Genomic DNA, 15,662 nt, shown 5'->3' on the forward strand with positions numbered 1-15,662 from the left:
ACGTTCACCCCGTCACCCGGACCCGTGTCTGCCCAGTTCATGACCACGGCTTGAGCACACGACCCCGGGTTGCGATCGGCCCGGACGGTATGTTGGCCGGCCAGGCGCACGACGCGGCGGGCTGCGCACAGGTGCCTGTCCACGCGAGCGCGACGCCCGAACGGGTCGTCGGCGCGCGAGATTTTTCAAGTCTGCGGTAAGAAAGTCGGCGCGCGACGACAAGTACTGGTGTGAGACCACCACCTGGAGGAATGGTGCCGGACGCCGAAACGACCGCCGCGGACCACCAACGCCTTACCGACCTGTTTCGACGACACGGCAACGCCATCTACGCCTACGCCAGTGATCGACTGAGCAGGGACGACGCCCAAGATCTCGTGGCTGAGGTCTTCGTCGTGGCCTGGCGGCGGCTAGAAACCATCCGAGTGGGCGATGAGCGCCCGTGGCTGTTCGGCGTCGCGCGGCGCCTCCTACTGCAGCAGCACAGGCACCGTGCAGACCAGTCGGCACTGCAGAATCGCCTGAATTCGACCGTCGAGCACGACCCCGGTCCTGGCGGTGGCCCCCTGTGGGAGGGGCGGACCGAGGTCGTGGCGGCCCTGGCGAAGCTGCCTGAAGCCGACCGCGAGGCGCTGCTCCTGCGGTACTGGTACGACCTCAGCAGCGGGGAGTCGGCGAAGGTGCTGGGGTGCACCGCGGCAACGTTCGCGGTGCGGTTGCATCGGGCGCGCCGCCGGTTCAAGAAACTATATGAGGCCCACTCGATCGATACGCACTTGGTGCCGGACTCCAGCCTGACGGCGTACATGAGGGGATTGCAGTGAAGCGGCAGGGTAGTGAGACCGAAGAGCTGATCACTCGTGCGCGGCCGGTTGCCCGGGTCGACTTCACGACGAGCCCACAGGGAGCGAGAATGCTCGCCCGAATCCTGGAAGTGCCTCGGCAGCCGGAGAAGCGCTCGCGGAAGCGAACCTCGATAATCGCGGCGATGGTTGCCGCTGGAGCGATCTTCGCAGGTGGTGCAACGGCAGCGGTTGGTGGCTTCCACGCGCCGGTCGCACCGCCGGAAGCACAGCCGGCCAATGGTGACGCGTTCGTCTGCGGCACGGCGGGCATGCGTCGAATGGGAGAGACCGTAGCTCGGGATGGCGAAACTCCTGTCGACGCCTGCCGCCGATCCTGGGAACGGATCTTCAGCGACGAGGCGCCCGCTCACCTGTACGCGTGCGTCCAGCGCGTCGACCCGAGCCCTTCACCGGGTGGCACTGAGTCCCCGGCTCCGACGTGGGGCAAGCTCGTCTACGTTCTCGACGGTCAACAGTTCAAGAACGCGCCTGAAACCTGCGGTTCCGTGAAGATGCTTGTCGCTCCGACCGGTAACTGAGATACCGCTGGCCTTCCCGGTGAACATGCCGGGAAGGCCAGCGGAACTTCGCTGTCAGCGATGCCCTACCAGGGGATGATCACGGGTAGTTCGGCTTCCAAGGCGAGGGGACCGAGCCGCAGACGTGAACTCCGTCGATCTTGTCATTCGGGGTTCCGGAGACGCCATCCTCCCTGGTGTCCAAGGCAAGGTTCGACCGATACTGCTTCGACCCAACGGTCACCATCTTGCTCCAGTTACCCGAACCGTTGTAGTTGTAGAAGTACGAGGTAGTGCCGGAGGACTGCTGGTTCGTAATGGACGAGATCCGGTCGTTCCAGTAGCCGCCGCCAGAGTAGGCGTAGTTACCCAGGTTCCATTCGCGACCGCAGACGGAGAAGACCAGTTCCTCACCGCCGTACTGCCGGTCCGTGTAGACGCAGACGTAGTAGATGTTGCAGGAGGCCAGAGGGACGATCGGCGAGTCAGCCTGCCTGGCACCGTCCTTGACCGGGCTGCGGAATCGCATGATGAGACCGGGGGCCATTTCGACGGTTGTCTGGTCGATCTGGCGCGCACCAGGCGTGCGTGAGATGACGTCGTCGATGCCCTGCTGCAGCTGGGCCTTGGTGGGTGCGACCTTGGCGTTGTTCCAGTCGTAGGCGCCCACGTTCACCTTGTCGGCAGGCGTCGGTGAGGTCCCTGCGCTCGGCGCCGCCGAGGCGGCGATGGGCGACGCGAGGAGTGCGGCAGTCGTCAACAGAGCGGTCAGCCCCGTCCGGAACATAGAAATGCGCACAGTGGAGTCCTTTCACCAAGCATTGTGTGCCAGCATGAGGAATCGCTTCTCGGTTGACACCTCTTAGAGGTAACCCGAGGTCCTGCGACCGATTGACCGCAGCATGAATCATCACCTGTTGATACGACAGCAGGCGTGGCAGTGCTCTTCTCAGTGACGTTCCGTTGAAACCTCCCCCGTTTCACGGCTGCGCAGGCAAGATGGCCAGAAAAGCGGGCAACAATCTCGCGTTGACAATTTCTACCACAGGCGAGTGGGCTCTGGTTGCCGTTGACTGCCCGCTGCCAGCACGATCAGAGCAACCCAATGCAACAAATGTCCGATTGAAAGGTGACGATCCGTACTCGCCTCAGTAGAAGGACCTGATGGCCGACCTTCTGCGTCGTGGACGGTGAGTGAGCAAGCGACAGGAGTGCGATTCGCAAAATCTGGATCGCACCCGAGGGTGGCACCCGCCGGGCTCCCGCAGCGGCTTCGGCGGTACTCGTTGGCTTGGCCAAGCCTCGCCGCCAATAGCGCCCGCGCTGCCACGATCGCTGATCTCGTCCTCGTCCGCAGCGCCGGCTTTCACCCTGCCCGCCGGGCTTCTCGCAGCGCTGGCTGATCCACTCAGGCACTTCGGCCCGACCAGCAGCATTGGCCGGAGCAGCAGGATCGCCGGCCATCTGGCGCGCCGGTCTCGTCGGGCAGCGAGAACCACCTCGGTGACGATGAGCGCCAGGACGCCGAGGAGCCAACTCCATCAGATTGCGACCCACGTGGACGACGCCGCCCGCGGCGTATCCGCGCAAGGGGTCGGTGCCCACCCCCGCCTCACGGACAGCAACAGGGACATTCACCAGGAAGAATGGGGGCGGAACCCTCCCCGCCTGTCCTGCAATGGATGCCCTGAACAGGCCGTCACCAGATCTCCAAGACGGACGTCGAATGCACGATTGCCAGTTCCATTGACGGCAGCTTTTGCCTAGTTTCAGGCTTTTGGCAGGTAATGATCACTGCGGGCACCACCCTGTCCGCGATCGGGATAGCGTCGGCCGACCAAGTCGCGGAACGGGGGCGCCCCGCAATTGTGGGTCGTGCGCTGCATTTCCACGGCACAGATGCACCTCAGGCGTTGAAAGGAAAGCATCTTGTCGCATCGCAGAAGTCTGTCCGAAAGAATGTTGGACGCACTACTGGTCATCGGAGTGGCCGTTACCCTGATCGCCACCGGCGGGTCGGCGCCCGCGCTGGCCTACACCGAGGCGGTTCAGGGAACTGGAAACTCCGCCCCGTGGTTCGACTTCGACAAGAATCCATCAAGCGCGTTGAACAGCACGCTCACGGCGTACGTCAGCGTGGGTGGCGTGCGTTATCGCATCAGCCAGCGTGCCGGCAGCGGCAACGGGAGCACCAACGAATGCCTGTCCAACCAGGGGTGGCTGCCCAACGGCTACTACTGGCCAGACGGAAGGGACAGCACCCGCTTCGAGCACATCAACAAGACCTGGGGCAACGAGGTCGTCCGCGGCTGGGTCTGGAACCTCGGATCGAAGAAGTGCTCGGGTTCTACCACCCGCACCGAACTGTTCATCCACTCGCAAGGAACGTCCGGATGGACGAACTCCAACTACGCGTCGAACGGGTGCATCAAGATTAACCAGACCGACCGCAGCCATCTGCACAACCGGTTCAACGCCGCATACGACAAGTCCAATGGCTTCCTCCAAGTAGTCAGCTGAGAGATCGGACCTCTGACATGGACAACTCGAATCGTCGTAACCGTGCACTGCTGTCGGTAGCCGCACTCATCGCGGCCACGATTGGCGCCTCCGTCATCCTTCAACCAGCGGCCCACAGCGAACAGCCCAGTTTGATCCGCGATCAGGTACTCCGCCACGAGCAGCTGGTGGCGGACTGTATGAAGGAGCGGGGCTTCGAGTACGCGGTGACCGTTCCGGGTGACCTCCTGGTCGAGGAGGCGCGCGCCGCAGCGGAGGCCGACGGCCGCGACATCAGGGCCGCAGTGGAGCAGGCATCCGCCGCGCGCGGCACGTCGCCCAGTCCGAACGAGCTGTTGGTGGCCGGGCTAGAGCCCCGGCAGCAGCAGGCCTGGGGGGATGCTCTCTGGGGCACGGACGACACCGCCGGTTGCATGGACAGCACGCTGCAAGCCGCCGCCCGGGTCGACGTGGAGGCCGGGCTCCGACGCGCGGAGGCCATTCTCGCCCAGGCGAAGTCCGACCCCACGGTTCAGTCTGCCGAGAGGACGTACGTCGCCTGCATGACGACTCAGGGATACGCCATCACGTCGGTCGATGGCATCCACGAGTACGTGGGCAGGCGCGCCGAGGTGCTCAGCGAAGAGGCCGGGCAGAAGCTGACGGACACGGCGTACGCCCGACACGACGCCTGTGTACGGCCGTACAACCAGACGTTCAACGCCACCCATCTCCGTCTTCTCGGTGGCAGGTGACGCTGTCGCGAGAGCCCGACTGACCAGGTGATCACACGATCGGTCTCGTAGGCGGGGTGGTTGGGCCGGTGGTCGGTCCAACCACCCCGCCGCCGTGCGTGGTGGTGGTCGAAGACCGCCGGCGACGGGCTACGAGTTGGTGGGCCGGGCGGCGCGGCGACGTTCGGTGAGCCGTCGCGCCTTCACCGCGTTGCCGCAGTCGGCCATGCGACACCAGCGGCGGGAACCGTTGCGGCTCTGATCGAGGAACAGCCAGCCACAGCCGCCTTCGAGCACCGGGCAGCGGCGCACCCGGGTCAAATCGGCGGTCAGCATGACGTCGAGGGCGGCCTCGGCGATCCGGTCCGGCACCAGCATGGCCGGCACCGTGCCGTAGACCATCCGTACCTGCGACGAGTCGAGCACGAATCTGGCTCGGACGGCCGCGCCGGACCAGCGCTGATGTAGAGCGACCAGCGCGGCCCCGGCCGCGATGGGGTCACCCGCCGTTCCACAGTCCGCGTCGGTGATCGCCGCGAGCAGCACGAGATGCAGCCCTTCACGGATGTCCCGCACGGCGGCCAGGCCCGCGTGGGCCGCCGCAGGCTCGTCGCGCCACGCCCGGCCCACCTGGTCGACCTCCGCGTCGGTGACCACGCCCACCCGAGCGGACCAGCGCAGCAGAGCGGAACTGTCGGTCAGGAAGTCGTGCGGCGACTCGCCCCCTCGCTCGAGCGTGTTGACCAGATCGAGTGCCGGGTGGCCGCCGACCAAGGGTAGCTGGCACACATCGAGTGGCATACCAACGATGCTACCACCTATACATTCGTAGGTGGTTAATTTTCGCTCCCACACTTCCCCCGCTGCGGCAACGCGCAGCCCAACCGGCGTGCGAGAGCGGCTTCCCAGCGCGAGACAGCGAGGGATACACAACTGCCTATGCTACCGTCAAAACTCTGTTAGCCGGGATCACGGTGCCTCATCCGTGGCGGCTGATCCTCTACACCTCGTCCAGGACCTGGGAGGTAGCCAATGGTGCACGAACGACGCGCGGTCTATGCCCTCGCCGCTTTGTCCGCCGCCACTTTCTGTTACGTCACCACCGAAGTACTTCCGATCGGGTTGCTCACGCTGATCGCGCCAGACCTGGGACGCTCCAGGTCCGAGGCCGGTCTGCTGGTGACCGGGTACGCCGTGGTGGTCATGATTGTGGCGCTCCCGCTTACCCGGGTCACTCGGCGTGTGCCCCGGCGCCCGCTTCTCGCCGGCGCCCTCGGTGTGTTCGCCGCGGCGACGGCGGTGTCGGCCTTCGCAACCTCCTACGAGGTGTTGCTCGCCGCGCGGCTGGTGTCCGCCACCACCAACGGTGTCTTCTGGGCGGTGGTGTTCCCGGTGGCGATCTCGATGTTCCCCGCGAACATCCGCGGCCGCATCGTGGCTCGACTGTCGATCGGTAACGCGCTCGGCCCGGTTCTCGGCGTGCCGCTGAGCACCTGGTTGGGCGGGCAGGCCGGGTGGCGGGCCGCCTTCGTCGCGATGGCCGTCTTCGGCTTCGTCAGCTGCATCGCGGTCGCCCTGCTCCTGCCGAGCGTCACACCGCAACAGAGGGCCGGCGACATCGGGCCGATGCCGGACCGGCCCCGCTTCGTCGTGCTCCTCCTCGCCACCATCCTCGCGGTCACCGGCGCCATGGGCGCGTTCACGTACATGACCGTCTTCCTCCTCGACGTCAGCGGGTTCGCCGCAGCGTCTCTCGGCCTGCTGCTGTTCGTTCAAGGCTCGTTCGGCGTCGCCGGCACCTGGGCGGTCGGCCGGGTCCTGGACCGGTTTCCGCTCGGTGTCGTGCTGGTGCTGCTCGGGCTCCTCACCGCCGCGATGCTCGGCCTCTATGGAGTTGGCGCGAGCAAGGCGTTGACCATCCCGTTGCTCGCCGTGGCGGGGATGTCGTTCAGTTCGCTGATCGCGGGAATCCAGCACCGCGTCATGCAGGTGGCCCCGTCGACAACCGACATGGCGTCGGCCAGCCTCAGCGTCGCGTTCAACTTCGGCCTCGCGGCCGGCTCGTTGATCGGCGCGGGTCTGCTGGCGACGGCCGGGGTGCGCGTCATCCCATTGTTCGGTGGCCTGCTGACGGCCGTGGCGATCGCGTTGCTCGCCGGCCACGAGATGTCCCGCAGGAGAGGGAGGACCCACAAGCCTGACCACAGCAGTTGGTCGGCGCGACCGTCCCGCAGCCGCGATGCCGAGAAGCCACCGGCCACCAGCGTGCGGACATAGATGACGCGGCGTCCCCTGAGCTACTGGTGCGCGAGCGCGACCTGGGCGTTCACCTGGGGTGGCAAAAGAGCGGCCCGGCGCGGAGAGTGGTCTTCCACGCCGGGCCGCCGCATCGACTGAAGTCAGCTGGTCACACAGTCGGCCAACACGCCTGGGCCGGTGCCGGTGCCCTGGAAGCCGAAGGTGGTCGACTGCCGGCCGAGGACCCGTCCGTTGTAGCTCACGTTGGTGAACCCTACGGTTCCGCTGGTGCCGCTGACCTGCGCGTTCCAGGCGCTGGTGACCGCGCCGCCCGGCAGCGCGACGGTCACGGTCCAGCCGTTGATGTCCGACTTGCCGGCGGTGACCGTCACGCTCGCGGTGAAACCGCCAGCCCACTGGTTGACCGCGATCGACGCGTAGCAGCCGTCACCGGCCGGCGGAGTGGTGTTCGGCGGAGGGGTGGTCGGCGGCGTGGTGGTCGGCGGCGTGGTCGTCGGCGGGGTCGTGGTCGGTGGAGTGGTCGTCGGCGGGGTGGTGGTGGGCGGGTTGGGTGCGCCGTTGGCCAGGCTGAAGGCCAGTTCGGGCTGGAACGAACCGGCCGTGAAGCGGCAGCCGTCCGCCTCCCCCGGCGGCTTCACCCACAGGTACGCGTCGATGTTGGCATCGCCGGTGTTTGTCGTCGGGTACTGCCCGATGCGCCGATCGGTGTTGTCGTCGCCGCACCAGTCCCCGCTGGCGCCCCCGTTGCGGCTGGTGTCGATGACCTGGCGCTTGCCCGAGATCCCCATGCCGTTGAGGGAGGAGATGACCGCCCGACCGAAGTTCGCCTCGCTGGAGGTCGAGTTGTAGTTCGACACGTTGGTGAAGAAGCCGTCGGCGTACTGCACGCCGGCCGCGCGGAGCCGGTTCGCCGTCTCACCTGCGCTGTTCCAGGTGGAGTGGCCGCCGTCGAGGTACACCTTGGCGTTGGGGTTGCCCGACTTGATGGTCCGGGTGGCCGTCGAGATCGCCTGGTTGCGCGCGTTGATCTCGGCGGTGCTCAGGCACGTCAGCAGAGCGAGCGAGTCGGTTTCCAGGATGATGATGACGGTCTGGTTGCCCAGTCCCCTGGAGAAGTTGGACACCCACGTCTGGTACTGGTTGAGGTCCGGCGCCCCACCGGCGCTGGCCCCGCCGCAGTCCCGGTTGGTGATCTCGTAGACGGCCAGAACCGGGATCTGCTGCGCCGCGTTGGCGGCGCCGATGAACCCGGAGACCTCGGACTGCACGGTCGAGGGGTTGAAGTTGGCGAACCAACGCGCCTGCGGCTGACTCGCGATCTTGTCGCGGATGACGGCCGTACGAGAGTCGCCGGGGTTGGCGGCGACCCAGCGGACGACGGCCGAACTCGGGTCGCGGTAGAGCGACCCGGACAGCGTGCCGGCGGAGGCGCTGCTGACGGCGAGGCAGACGCCGACGGCGGTGGCGCCCGCGACGGCCGCCACGCTGATGGCCGCCGATCTGCGGCGGAGCGAGGAGAGGATAGCCACGACGTGTTGCCTCCAGATCACATAGATGTATCTAAGTTCATGGGAGCGTTCCCATGGACGTTAGCGGAGGCGCGCACCGCTGCCAAGGTGTGAACGCTCGTCGATGAGCCAGAAGCCCGTATTTGGGGGTCCGTGTCCGGGTGCGACGACTGGTAGGCAGTCAGGAGCCGTAGATGCTGATCTTCAGCTTTTCTCGAATGGCTGCCGCCTGCACCTCGTCACGTCCGTCATAGACGTCCAAGGCTTGATGCCACACCTTCCACGCGGCGGCCAGGTCACCCGCGGCCTCGTAGGTGTCGCCGAGGCGGGCCAACGCGCTGGCTTGGAGAGTGGTCTCGCCGACCTCCGCGGACAGGTTGACCGCGCGCCGCCCACAGGAGAGCGCCTGGGCGTGATCGCCTCGTTGATGGTGAACGTGCGCCAGGCTGTCCCACACGTACGCCTCACCGTGGAGGTCGCCCAGGCGTTGCATGAGAGCAACGGCGCGTCCGCAGTAGTCAAGAGCGCGGGTGTGGTCGCCCAGCAGGCTGTGGTACCACCCGACAGCGTTGAGTGCGCTGGCCTCGCCAGATTCGGGGCCCGCATGCCGATGGAGGTGCAGCATCTGTTCGGCGTGCGCCAGCGCGTCACGGTAGCTTCCCTGACGCTCGGCCAACCAGGACAAGTTGCTGTGGACCTGCGCCTGTCCGGTCCGATCCCTGATCTCGACGTACAGCTTCAAGGCAGACCCGTGGTGCTGGCGGGCACGTTCGTAGCGCCCCAGGCGGGTGTGGGCGTTGGCGAGGCCGCGATGGCAGCGGGCCTCGGCCCTGCGGTCCTTCAGTCGCTGCGCAGCGACGAGACCCGTGGCCTCGACCGCAGCCCACTCGTGCCACCACCCGCATCGGTTGAGGAAGGTGGTCAGTGTCCAGCCAAGTTGCCACGCGTGCGAGTCGAACCCGTTCGAGGCTGCCATGTCGACGGCCGTGACGAGTGCCCGCCGTTCGCTCGTGTACCAGGCGAACGCCGCGTCGCTGTCGGTGAGGATCTCCGTGGTCACGCCGGGCTGCGGCGCTGCGAGGTCGATCGAGTCTCGCCGGTGCGGATAGATCAGGCGATCGGCGACATGGGCGGTGTGCAGGTAGTGGTCGAGCATCCGATGCCGCGCGGCGCGCAGATCGCGCTCGGTCTCGTGAACATTGACCAGTTCGCGCGCGTATGCGCGCAGGAGGTCGTGGAGCGCGTACCGGTCGGTCGAACGCCGCTCGACCATGTGGACGGCTACGAGGTCGGCCAGCAGTCGGCTGGTCTGGTCCAGGGGCAGGCCGGCCAGGCTGGCGCAGGTCGAGACGGCCATCTCCAGGCCGTGATGCAGGCCGAGCAGGCGAAACAGTCGGGCGTGTTCGGGGCTGAGAGCGCGGTAGGAGCCGGAGAGAACTGTCCGAAGGTCGGACCGCGGATCGTCTCCGGCAAGGACGTCCAGATCCCCGCCGCTCCCGAGGCGGCCGGCGAGGACCTCGATCGAGAGCTGGGCGTCGGTGGCGGCACGCGCCGCGACGATGGCCAGCGCCAAGGGTAGACCTGCGCACCGGCGGATGATCTGGTCGACGGCTCCCGCGTCCCGCACGACCCGGGCGACGCCGAGTCGGCGGGTGAGCAACTCGTGCGCTTCCACCTCGGTCAGCATGCCGAGCGAGACGGGTTGAGCCCCTTCGTTCACGACGAGTCCGGTGAGCCGGTTTCGGCTGGTGACCACGACCAGGCAGGACGGGCTGCCCGGGAGCAGCGGGCGCACCTGTGCCGCATCGCGGGCGTTGTCCAGTACGACCAGCACCCGCCGGTCGGCCAGGACACTGCGGTAGAGACCCACCTGGGCGTTGAGCCCGGGAGGTATCCGGTCTGGCGGAACGTGCAACGCTTCCAGGAAGTCTCGTAGGACGTCGGTGGGCTTGAGGGCCGTCGTTCCGTCCGGGCCGAACCCGTCCAGGTTCACAAAGAGCTGCCCGTCCGGGAAACGGTCGCGGACCCGATGTGCCCAACGGACGGCCAGCGCGGTCTTGCCGACACCGGCATGGCCCACGATGGACAGGACCGTCGGGTGCGGCTGGTCAGTGGGATCGGTCGCCAGAGCCGCATCCAACTCGGCCAGACTGGCGGAACGGCCGACGAACAGGGCCCCTTGCATAGGCAGTTGAGCCGGGCGAACAGGTGTCGCACCGGTGCCGGACGCAAGGGCGACGCCCTCGGGACGCGCCGGTGGGTCGAGGGCCCGGTCTTGCCGAAGAATCGCCTCGTACCTCTTACGCAGCTCGTCGCCCGGGTCGACGCCCAGTTCATCGGCGAGCGTGGCAGCGACGCGCTGGTACGCCTCGATCGCCTCGGCCTGCCGCCCGGACTGGTAGAGGCCGGTCATCAACATGGCCGCGAGCCGCTCGCGCAGCGGATGTCTCGCCACCAGATCAGTCAGTTCGGCGACCACGGCGGCCCCGCCGCCGAGGCTCAGCTCGCACTCCAGACACTCTTCGAGAACCGCGATGCGCATCTCCTCCAACACGGCCGCCTCGCGCTCCAGCACGATCCCGTTCAGATCCGCGAGCGCGGGACCCCGCCACATCGACACCGCCTGACGCAGCACGACGGCGGCCTTGCGCTTGTCATCGAGCGCTACGAGGCGTCGCCCCTCGGACACGGCGTCCTTGAATCGGGCGAGATCCAGCTGACTCGCGTCGACGCGAAGCCGGTAGTTGGCGCGCTCACCATCCAGCAGGTGCGCCGCACCGTAGCGATCAAGTGTGCGACGCAGCTGCCAAATCCCGCTGTGGATCTGGTTGCGAGCTGTCGCGGGCGGGTCCCCGCTCCAAGCGATGGCGATCAGGTCCGCGGCAGACACCAGCTGACCGTGGCGGAGGAGCAGACCGGCCAGCAGCCTTCTCTGCCGCTCGCCGCCCAGCTCAACGCGTAGGCCGCCAGCACGGACTTCCAGGGGCCCGAGCACCATGAAGTCGATCGGCACCGCCACGATGACACCCCCGTTGTGCAGATCGGCCCGTAGGGTAGTCATCTGGTATCACAGTGTCAAGATCGCGCTTTTCTGGTCGTCGTAAATCGTCTGGAGACCGCCCGGGGACAGGCCGCCGCAGGAGCAGCGGCCCGCGCTCCGACTGGCCCGATCAGACCCGAGCCAGCCCCAGCGCCCGCACGTCGACCGCAACGTCCGGGCCGTAGGAGTCGGCGATGCGGCGCTCGAATACGTCGGCGTCGACCGTGTATTCCTGCGGGCCCTCGACCTCCAGCACGTGCGCCGCCAGTACGCAGCCCACCTGTGCCGCGCGCTCGATGGGCAGGTCGGCGGCGAGCGCGGCGAAGAAGCCGGCCCGGAAGCCGTCGCCGACACCGGTCGGGTCGACGATGCGGCCCACCCGCGCCGCCGGGACCAGGAAGTCACCCTCCTGCCCTGTGACGCGTACCCCGTTGGCCCCCAGGGTCACCACCCGCACGCCCACGCGGCGCAGGATGTCGTCTTCGCTCAGCCCGGTCTTCGACTCCAGCAGCGCCGCCTCGTACTCGTTCGTCAACAGGTAGCGAGAGCCGCTGATCATCGCCTCGATGTCGGCCGACGGCATCCGGGCCAGCTGCTGTGACGGGTCGGCGGCGAAGGGCAGGCCCAGCCGGCGGCAGGCGGCGGCGCGGGCGAGCATCGTGTCCGGGTTCTCCGCGGCGACGATGACGAGCCCGAGCCCGCCGGCCCGCGCGGCGACCCCGTCGAGGCTGATCCGGTCGGGCTCACCCATCGCGCCGGGATAGAACGACGCGATCTGGCAGAGGTCGGTGTCGGTGGTGCAGATGAACCGCGCGGTGTGCGCGACGGAGCTGACCTGCACCTCCGAGCAGTCGACCCCGTGCCGCTCCAGCCAGCTGCGGTAGTCGCCGAAGTCGCCACCGACCGCGCCGAGCAGCACCGGCCGGTGCCCGAGTTGAGCGAGCCCGAAGGCGATGTTGGCCGCGACCCCGCCGCGCCGGACGACCAGGTCGTCGACGAGGAACGAGAGCGAGACGGTGTCGAGGCTGCCGGCGATGAGTTGCTCGGCGAACCGCCCCGGAAAACGCATCAGATGGTCGGTCGCGATCGAGCCGGATACGGCGATCATGCGGGGCGGGCCCTCTCAGTAGCGGTAGTGGTCGGGCTTGTAGGGCCCTTCGACCGGGACGCCGAGGTAGTTGGCTTGTTCCTTGGTCAGTTCGGTGAGGCGGACACCCAGCGCGGAGAGGTGGAGTCGGGCCACCTTCTCGTCCAGGTGCTTGGGGAGGGTGTGCACGCCGACCGGGTACTGGTCGGTGCTGGTGAACAGCTCGATCTGCGCGATGGTCTGGTTGGCGAAGCTGTTCGACATCACGAAGCTCGGATGCCCGGTGGCGTTGCCCAGGTTCAACAGCCGGCCCTCGGACAGCACGATGATCGAGTGGCCGTCCGCGAACCGCCACTCGTCCACCTGCGGCTTGACGGTGATCCGCTCGACGTCAGCGCGTTTCGCGAGACCGGCCATGTCGATCTCGTTGTCGAAGTGACCGATGTTTCCCACGATCGCCTGGTGCTTCATCCGTGCCATGTGCTCGTTGGTGATCACGCTGAAGCAGCCGGTGGCGGTCACGAAGATGTCCGCGGTCTCGACCACGTCGTCGATGGTCGCGACCTGGTAGCCGTCCATCGCCGCCTGGAGGGCGCAGATCGGATCCACCTCGGTCACGATGACCCGCGCACCCTGACCGCGCAGGCTCTCGGCGCAGCCCTTGCCGACGTCGCCGTAGCCGAACACCACGGCGACCTTCCCGCCGATCAGCACATCGGTGGCCCGGTTGATCCCGTCGATCAGCGAGTGCCGGCAGCCGTACTTGTTGTCGAACTTGCTCTTGGTCACCGAGTCGTTCACGTTGATCGCCGGGAACAGCAGGTTCCCCGCCTGCTGCATCTCGTACAGCCGGTGAACGCCGGTCGTGGTCTCCTCGGTCACCCCCTTGATCCCGGCGGCGACCCGCGTCCAGCGGCGGTTGTCCTCCCGCAGCGACCGCGTCAACACACCGAGGATGACCTCGTACTCCTCCGAGTCGGCGCTCTCCGGCGACGGGACCGCCCCGATCGCCTCGAACTCGGCGCCCTTGTGCACCAGCAGCGTGGCGTCACCACCATCGTCGAGGATCATGTTCGGGCCCTGCCCGTCCGGCCACAGCAGCACCTGCTGGGTGCACCACCAGTACTCGTCGAGGGACTCGCCCTTCCAGGCGTAGACCGGGACACCGGCCGGGGCGTCCGGGGTGCCGGTCGGGCCGACCACGATCGCCGCCGCCGCGTGGTCCTGGGTGGAGAAGATGTTGCAGGACGCCCACCGGACCTGCGCCCCGAGCGCCACCAACGTCTCGATCAACACCGCCGTCTGGATCGTCATGTGCAGAGAGCCGGTGATCCGCGCACCCTTCAACGGCTGCCGCGAGGCGAACTCCCTCCGGATCGACATCAGACCCGGCATCTCATGCTCGGCCAGCTCGATCTCCTTACGCCCGAAGGCCGCCAACGACAGATCCGCCACCTTGAAATCGCTGAAGTTGCCAGTCATGCCCGCACCCTCCCGCACCCGCGTCGAGGACCGTTGGAGGCCCGTTCAACCGGGCTCATGCTCCGCACACCGGGCCACCCCGGGCCCGGGTGCGGAGCAGGCGCCGTCAGGAGTTGCGGCTGGCCGGGTCGACCCGGGCGTACGTGAGCAGGTCGGCCATCGTGAACTGGCCCGAGAAGCGGGCGGGCAGGGTCGGACGCCAGTTGGGCTGCACCTTCAGGTAGCTCGCAGGGTCGAGCTGGGCGATGCCGATGAGCACCTCTGCCACGATTCGCCCACCTACCGCGCCCAACGAACCTCCGCCGGCCTGGAGCTGTGCCTCCTTGAGGATGTAGTAGAAGAGCGGGGTGTTCGAGTCCAGGCCGAGGCCGTACCCACTGAGCTCCGGGAAGTTGAAGCTATTCAGTGCGGGCGCCCCGATGTGGGCGGCGATCCGCTGGCCCGACGGGATGCCGAAGGTGAGCTGACGGAGCAGGTCGCGTCCGAGCAGGTTGGCCGACGGCGAGCCGGACGGCGGCGGTGGCAGCGGGAAGCCGAACAGCGGCGTCGAGTTGCGGACGTCGACCCACTTGCTCCAGCGCACCTGGCCGTCGAAGAACTGGAACCAGAACTGGTAGTCGAGGTAACGACGGGCGGCCCGCTTCCCGCCGCGCAGGTCGGCCGGGTCGGCGCCGCTCAGCGCCGAGTCGAAGAGCATGGCGTAGAACTCGTCGCCGCCGGTGCCGGTGCGGTTGACCAGGTAGGCCGGTCGTGGCTGGCTGTGGCCGAAGCGGAACGCCGCCGCGGTGAACTCGACCGGGATGAACGTCGCGTTCGGCTCCGGCTTGTAGAAGCGGCGGCCTCCGTTGAGCACTGTGGAGACCGCGCCCGGGCCGGCGACCAGCGGAAGGAACTCGTTGAGCACGATCCACTGGTAGTGCCAGGTGACGAGTTGCCGGGCGGCGGCGAAGACCTGTGCCGACGGTGTGCCCTGTGCGCGCACCAGGTCGACCACCCGGTTGTGGAAGAGGATGAACGCGGCCGTGATCTGCGCGATGGGCAGGTTCTCGTCGTTGCGGGGGTCGAAGACGATCGCCCTGCCACTGGAGTTGCGCGGCAGGTCTTCGAAGCGCCCGCCCGATTCGATCTTGAGTTTGGCCGGATCGGCGGAGTTGTACAGCTCCGGGTTTCCGGTCGGCCCGCCACCGTAGAGCGAGTCGAGGTCAAGGGCCGGCGTCCGGGGGTTCGGCACCGTGGTCGGGTCGACCGGTGTACCCAGCGGCGCCGTCGTCTCGAAGGCCAGGTCGTGGTCGACGAACTGCCCGAAGTACGTCATGCCCTGCGGGATCGAGAAGTTGTCGGGGTTGTTGATGCTGTGCTGCTGCTGGTCGGCGAGCGCCTCCGCACCGACGTTGAGCGGGTCGCGGGCGTCCATCGGGCCGCCGACGCGCGACAGGTCGATCAGCGCGTTCCGCATCTGGGTCGTCGCGGACCCGAACGCCGGCAGCGACGGGAACATCCGGCCGAACCGGTTGGAGAACGCGGCCGCCGCGGGCGTCGCGTCGAGCAGGACTCCCCCGGTGCCGGCCACGAGCGCCCCCGCGCCGACTCCGGCCAATAATCGCCGTCGGCTGACACCTCGCGAAGCGTTGTCAATTGCCATGTCGGCCACCTTCCGTCCGCGGGCGCCCGCGTGGACGCACGGGCCGCA

At 67.6% G+C, this 15,662-nt stretch carries 12 protein-coding genes; 5 read left to right on the forward strand and 7 right to left on the reverse strand.

Annotation, left to right across the window (positions count from 1 at the left end; translation table 11 throughout):
• Positions 1 to 254 precede the first annotated feature (254 nt).
• Together ACFYP0_RS09045 and ACFYP0_RS09050 are read left to right on the forward strand one after the other, a co-directional pair.
• Entirely contained in the window at positions 255 to 824 is a 570-nt protein-coding gene (locus ACFYP0_RS09045) for an RNA polymerase sigma factor (protein ID WP_355493782.1), read from the forward strand.
• A gap of 89 nt (positions 825 to 913) precedes the next feature.
• Positions 914 to 1,384, forward strand: a complete 471-nt coding sequence (locus tag ACFYP0_RS09050) for a hypothetical protein (protein WP_124854273.1) — start codon at positions 914 to 916, stop codon at positions 1,382 to 1,384.
• A 79-nt stretch (positions 1,385 to 1,463) separates the two neighbouring features.
• Here ACFYP0_RS09050 and ACFYP0_RS09055 read toward each other — a convergent pair whose 3' ends face one another.
• Positions 1,464 to 2,162 (reverse strand): hypothetical protein, encoded by a 699-nt coding sequence (locus ACFYP0_RS09055; protein WP_355493781.1) that lies wholly within the window; start codon positions 2,160 to 2,162, stop codon positions 1,464 to 1,466.
• Positions 2,163 to 3,349: 1,187 nt separating this feature from the next.
• On the opposite strand from ACFYP0_RS09055, the gene ACFYP0_RS09060 reads away from it, so the two are divergent.
• Together ACFYP0_RS09060 and ACFYP0_RS09065 are read left to right on the forward strand one after the other, a co-directional pair.
• Complete coding sequence (locus tag ACFYP0_RS09060; RefSeq protein WP_356977423.1) at positions 3,350 to 3,883, forward strand: hypothetical protein; 534 nt, start codon at positions 3,350 to 3,352, stop codon at positions 3,881 to 3,883.
• Between the two features lie 167 nt (positions 3,884 to 4,050).
• The gene (locus tag ACFYP0_RS09065) at positions 4,051 to 4,617 is read left to right on the forward strand and encodes a hypothetical protein (RefSeq protein ID WP_244218810.1); all 567 of its coding nucleotides are present in this window, start codon (positions 4,051 to 4,053) and stop codon (positions 4,615 to 4,617) included.
• 129 nt (positions 4,618 to 4,746) lie between these two features.
• Here ACFYP0_RS09065 and ACFYP0_RS09070 read toward each other — a convergent pair whose 3' ends face one another.
• On the reverse strand, positions 4,747 to 5,397 hold the full coding sequence (locus ACFYP0_RS09070; RefSeq protein ID WP_124854277.1) for a CGNR zinc finger domain-containing protein: 651 nt from the start codon (positions 5,395 to 5,397) through the stop codon (positions 4,747 to 4,749).
• Positions 5,398 to 5,628: 231 nt separating this feature from the next.
• On the opposite strand from ACFYP0_RS09070, the gene ACFYP0_RS09075 reads away from it, so the two are divergent.
• The gene (locus tag ACFYP0_RS09075) at positions 5,629 to 6,873 is read left to right on the forward strand and encodes an MFS transporter (protein WP_124854278.1); all 1,245 of its coding nucleotides are present in this window, start codon (positions 5,629 to 5,631) and stop codon (positions 6,871 to 6,873) included.
• A 122-nt stretch (positions 6,874 to 6,995) separates the two neighbouring features.
• Here the strand turns inward: ACFYP0_RS09075 and ACFYP0_RS09080 are convergent, their stop codons facing one another.
• From ACFYP0_RS09080 to ACFYP0_RS09100, 5 genes are all read right to left on the reverse strand, one after another.
• Positions 6,996 to 8,384: a glycoside hydrolase family 6 protein gene (locus ACFYP0_RS09080; protein WP_355493780.1), complete on the reverse strand. Its 1,389-nt coding sequence runs from the start codon at positions 8,382 to 8,384 to the stop codon at positions 6,996 to 6,998.
• A 160-nt stretch (positions 8,385 to 8,544) separates the two neighbouring features.
• The gene (locus ACFYP0_RS09085) at positions 8,545 to 11,382 is read right to left on the reverse strand and encodes an AfsR/SARP family transcriptional regulator (RefSeq protein ID WP_355493779.1); all 2,838 of its coding nucleotides are present in this window, start codon (positions 11,380 to 11,382) and stop codon (positions 8,545 to 8,547) included.
• 151 nt (positions 11,383 to 11,533) lie between these two features.
• Positions 11,534 to 12,511, reverse strand: a complete 978-nt coding sequence (locus ACFYP0_RS09090) for a carbohydrate kinase family protein (protein ID WP_355493778.1) — start codon at positions 12,509 to 12,511, stop codon at positions 11,534 to 11,536.
• Between the two features lie 15 nt (positions 12,512 to 12,526).
• Positions 12,527 to 13,972 (reverse strand): adenosylhomocysteinase, encoded by a 1,446-nt coding sequence (ahcY, locus tag ACFYP0_RS09095; RefSeq protein WP_124861411.1) that lies wholly within the window; start codon positions 13,970 to 13,972, stop codon positions 12,527 to 12,529.
• A 106-nt stretch (positions 13,973 to 14,078) separates the two neighbouring features.
• Positions 14,079 to 15,614, reverse strand: a complete 1,536-nt coding sequence (locus tag ACFYP0_RS09100; protein ID WP_355493777.1) for a peroxidase family protein — start codon at positions 15,612 to 15,614, stop codon at positions 14,079 to 14,081.
• Positions 15,615 to 15,662 lie beyond the last annotated feature (48 nt).

The sequence above is a fragment of the Micromonospora arida genome, assembly GCF_042873195.1.
GTDB classification, from domain to species: Bacteria; Actinomycetota; Actinomycetes; order Mycobacteriales; family Micromonosporaceae; genus Micromonospora; species Micromonospora arida.

Bases quoted from the DNA above. Each gene is read 5' to 3' on its own strand.
- ahcY (WP_124861411.1), bottom strand. From the start codon at position 13,972: ATGACTGGCAACTTCAGCGATTTCAAGGTGGCGGATCTGTCGTTGGCG.
- ACFYP0_RS09090 (WP_355493778.1), bottom strand. From the start codon at position 12,511: ATGATCGCCGTATCCGGCTCGATCGCGACCGACCATCTGATGCGTTTT.
- ACFYP0_RS09075 (WP_124854278.1), top strand. From the start codon at position 5,629: ATGGTGCACGAACGACGCGCGGTCTATGCCCTCGCCGCTTTGTCCGCC.
- ACFYP0_RS09100 (WP_355493777.1), bottom strand. From the start codon at position 15,614: ATGGCAATTGACAACGCTTCGCGAGGTGTCAGCCGACGGCGATTATTG.
- ACFYP0_RS09070 (WP_124854277.1), bottom strand. From the start codon at position 5,397: ATGCCACTCGATGTGTGCCAGCTACCCTTGGTCGGCGGCCACCCGGCA.
- ACFYP0_RS09050 (WP_124854273.1), top strand. From the start codon at position 914: ATGCTCGCCCGAATCCTGGAAGTGCCTCGGCAGCCGGAGAAGCGCTCG.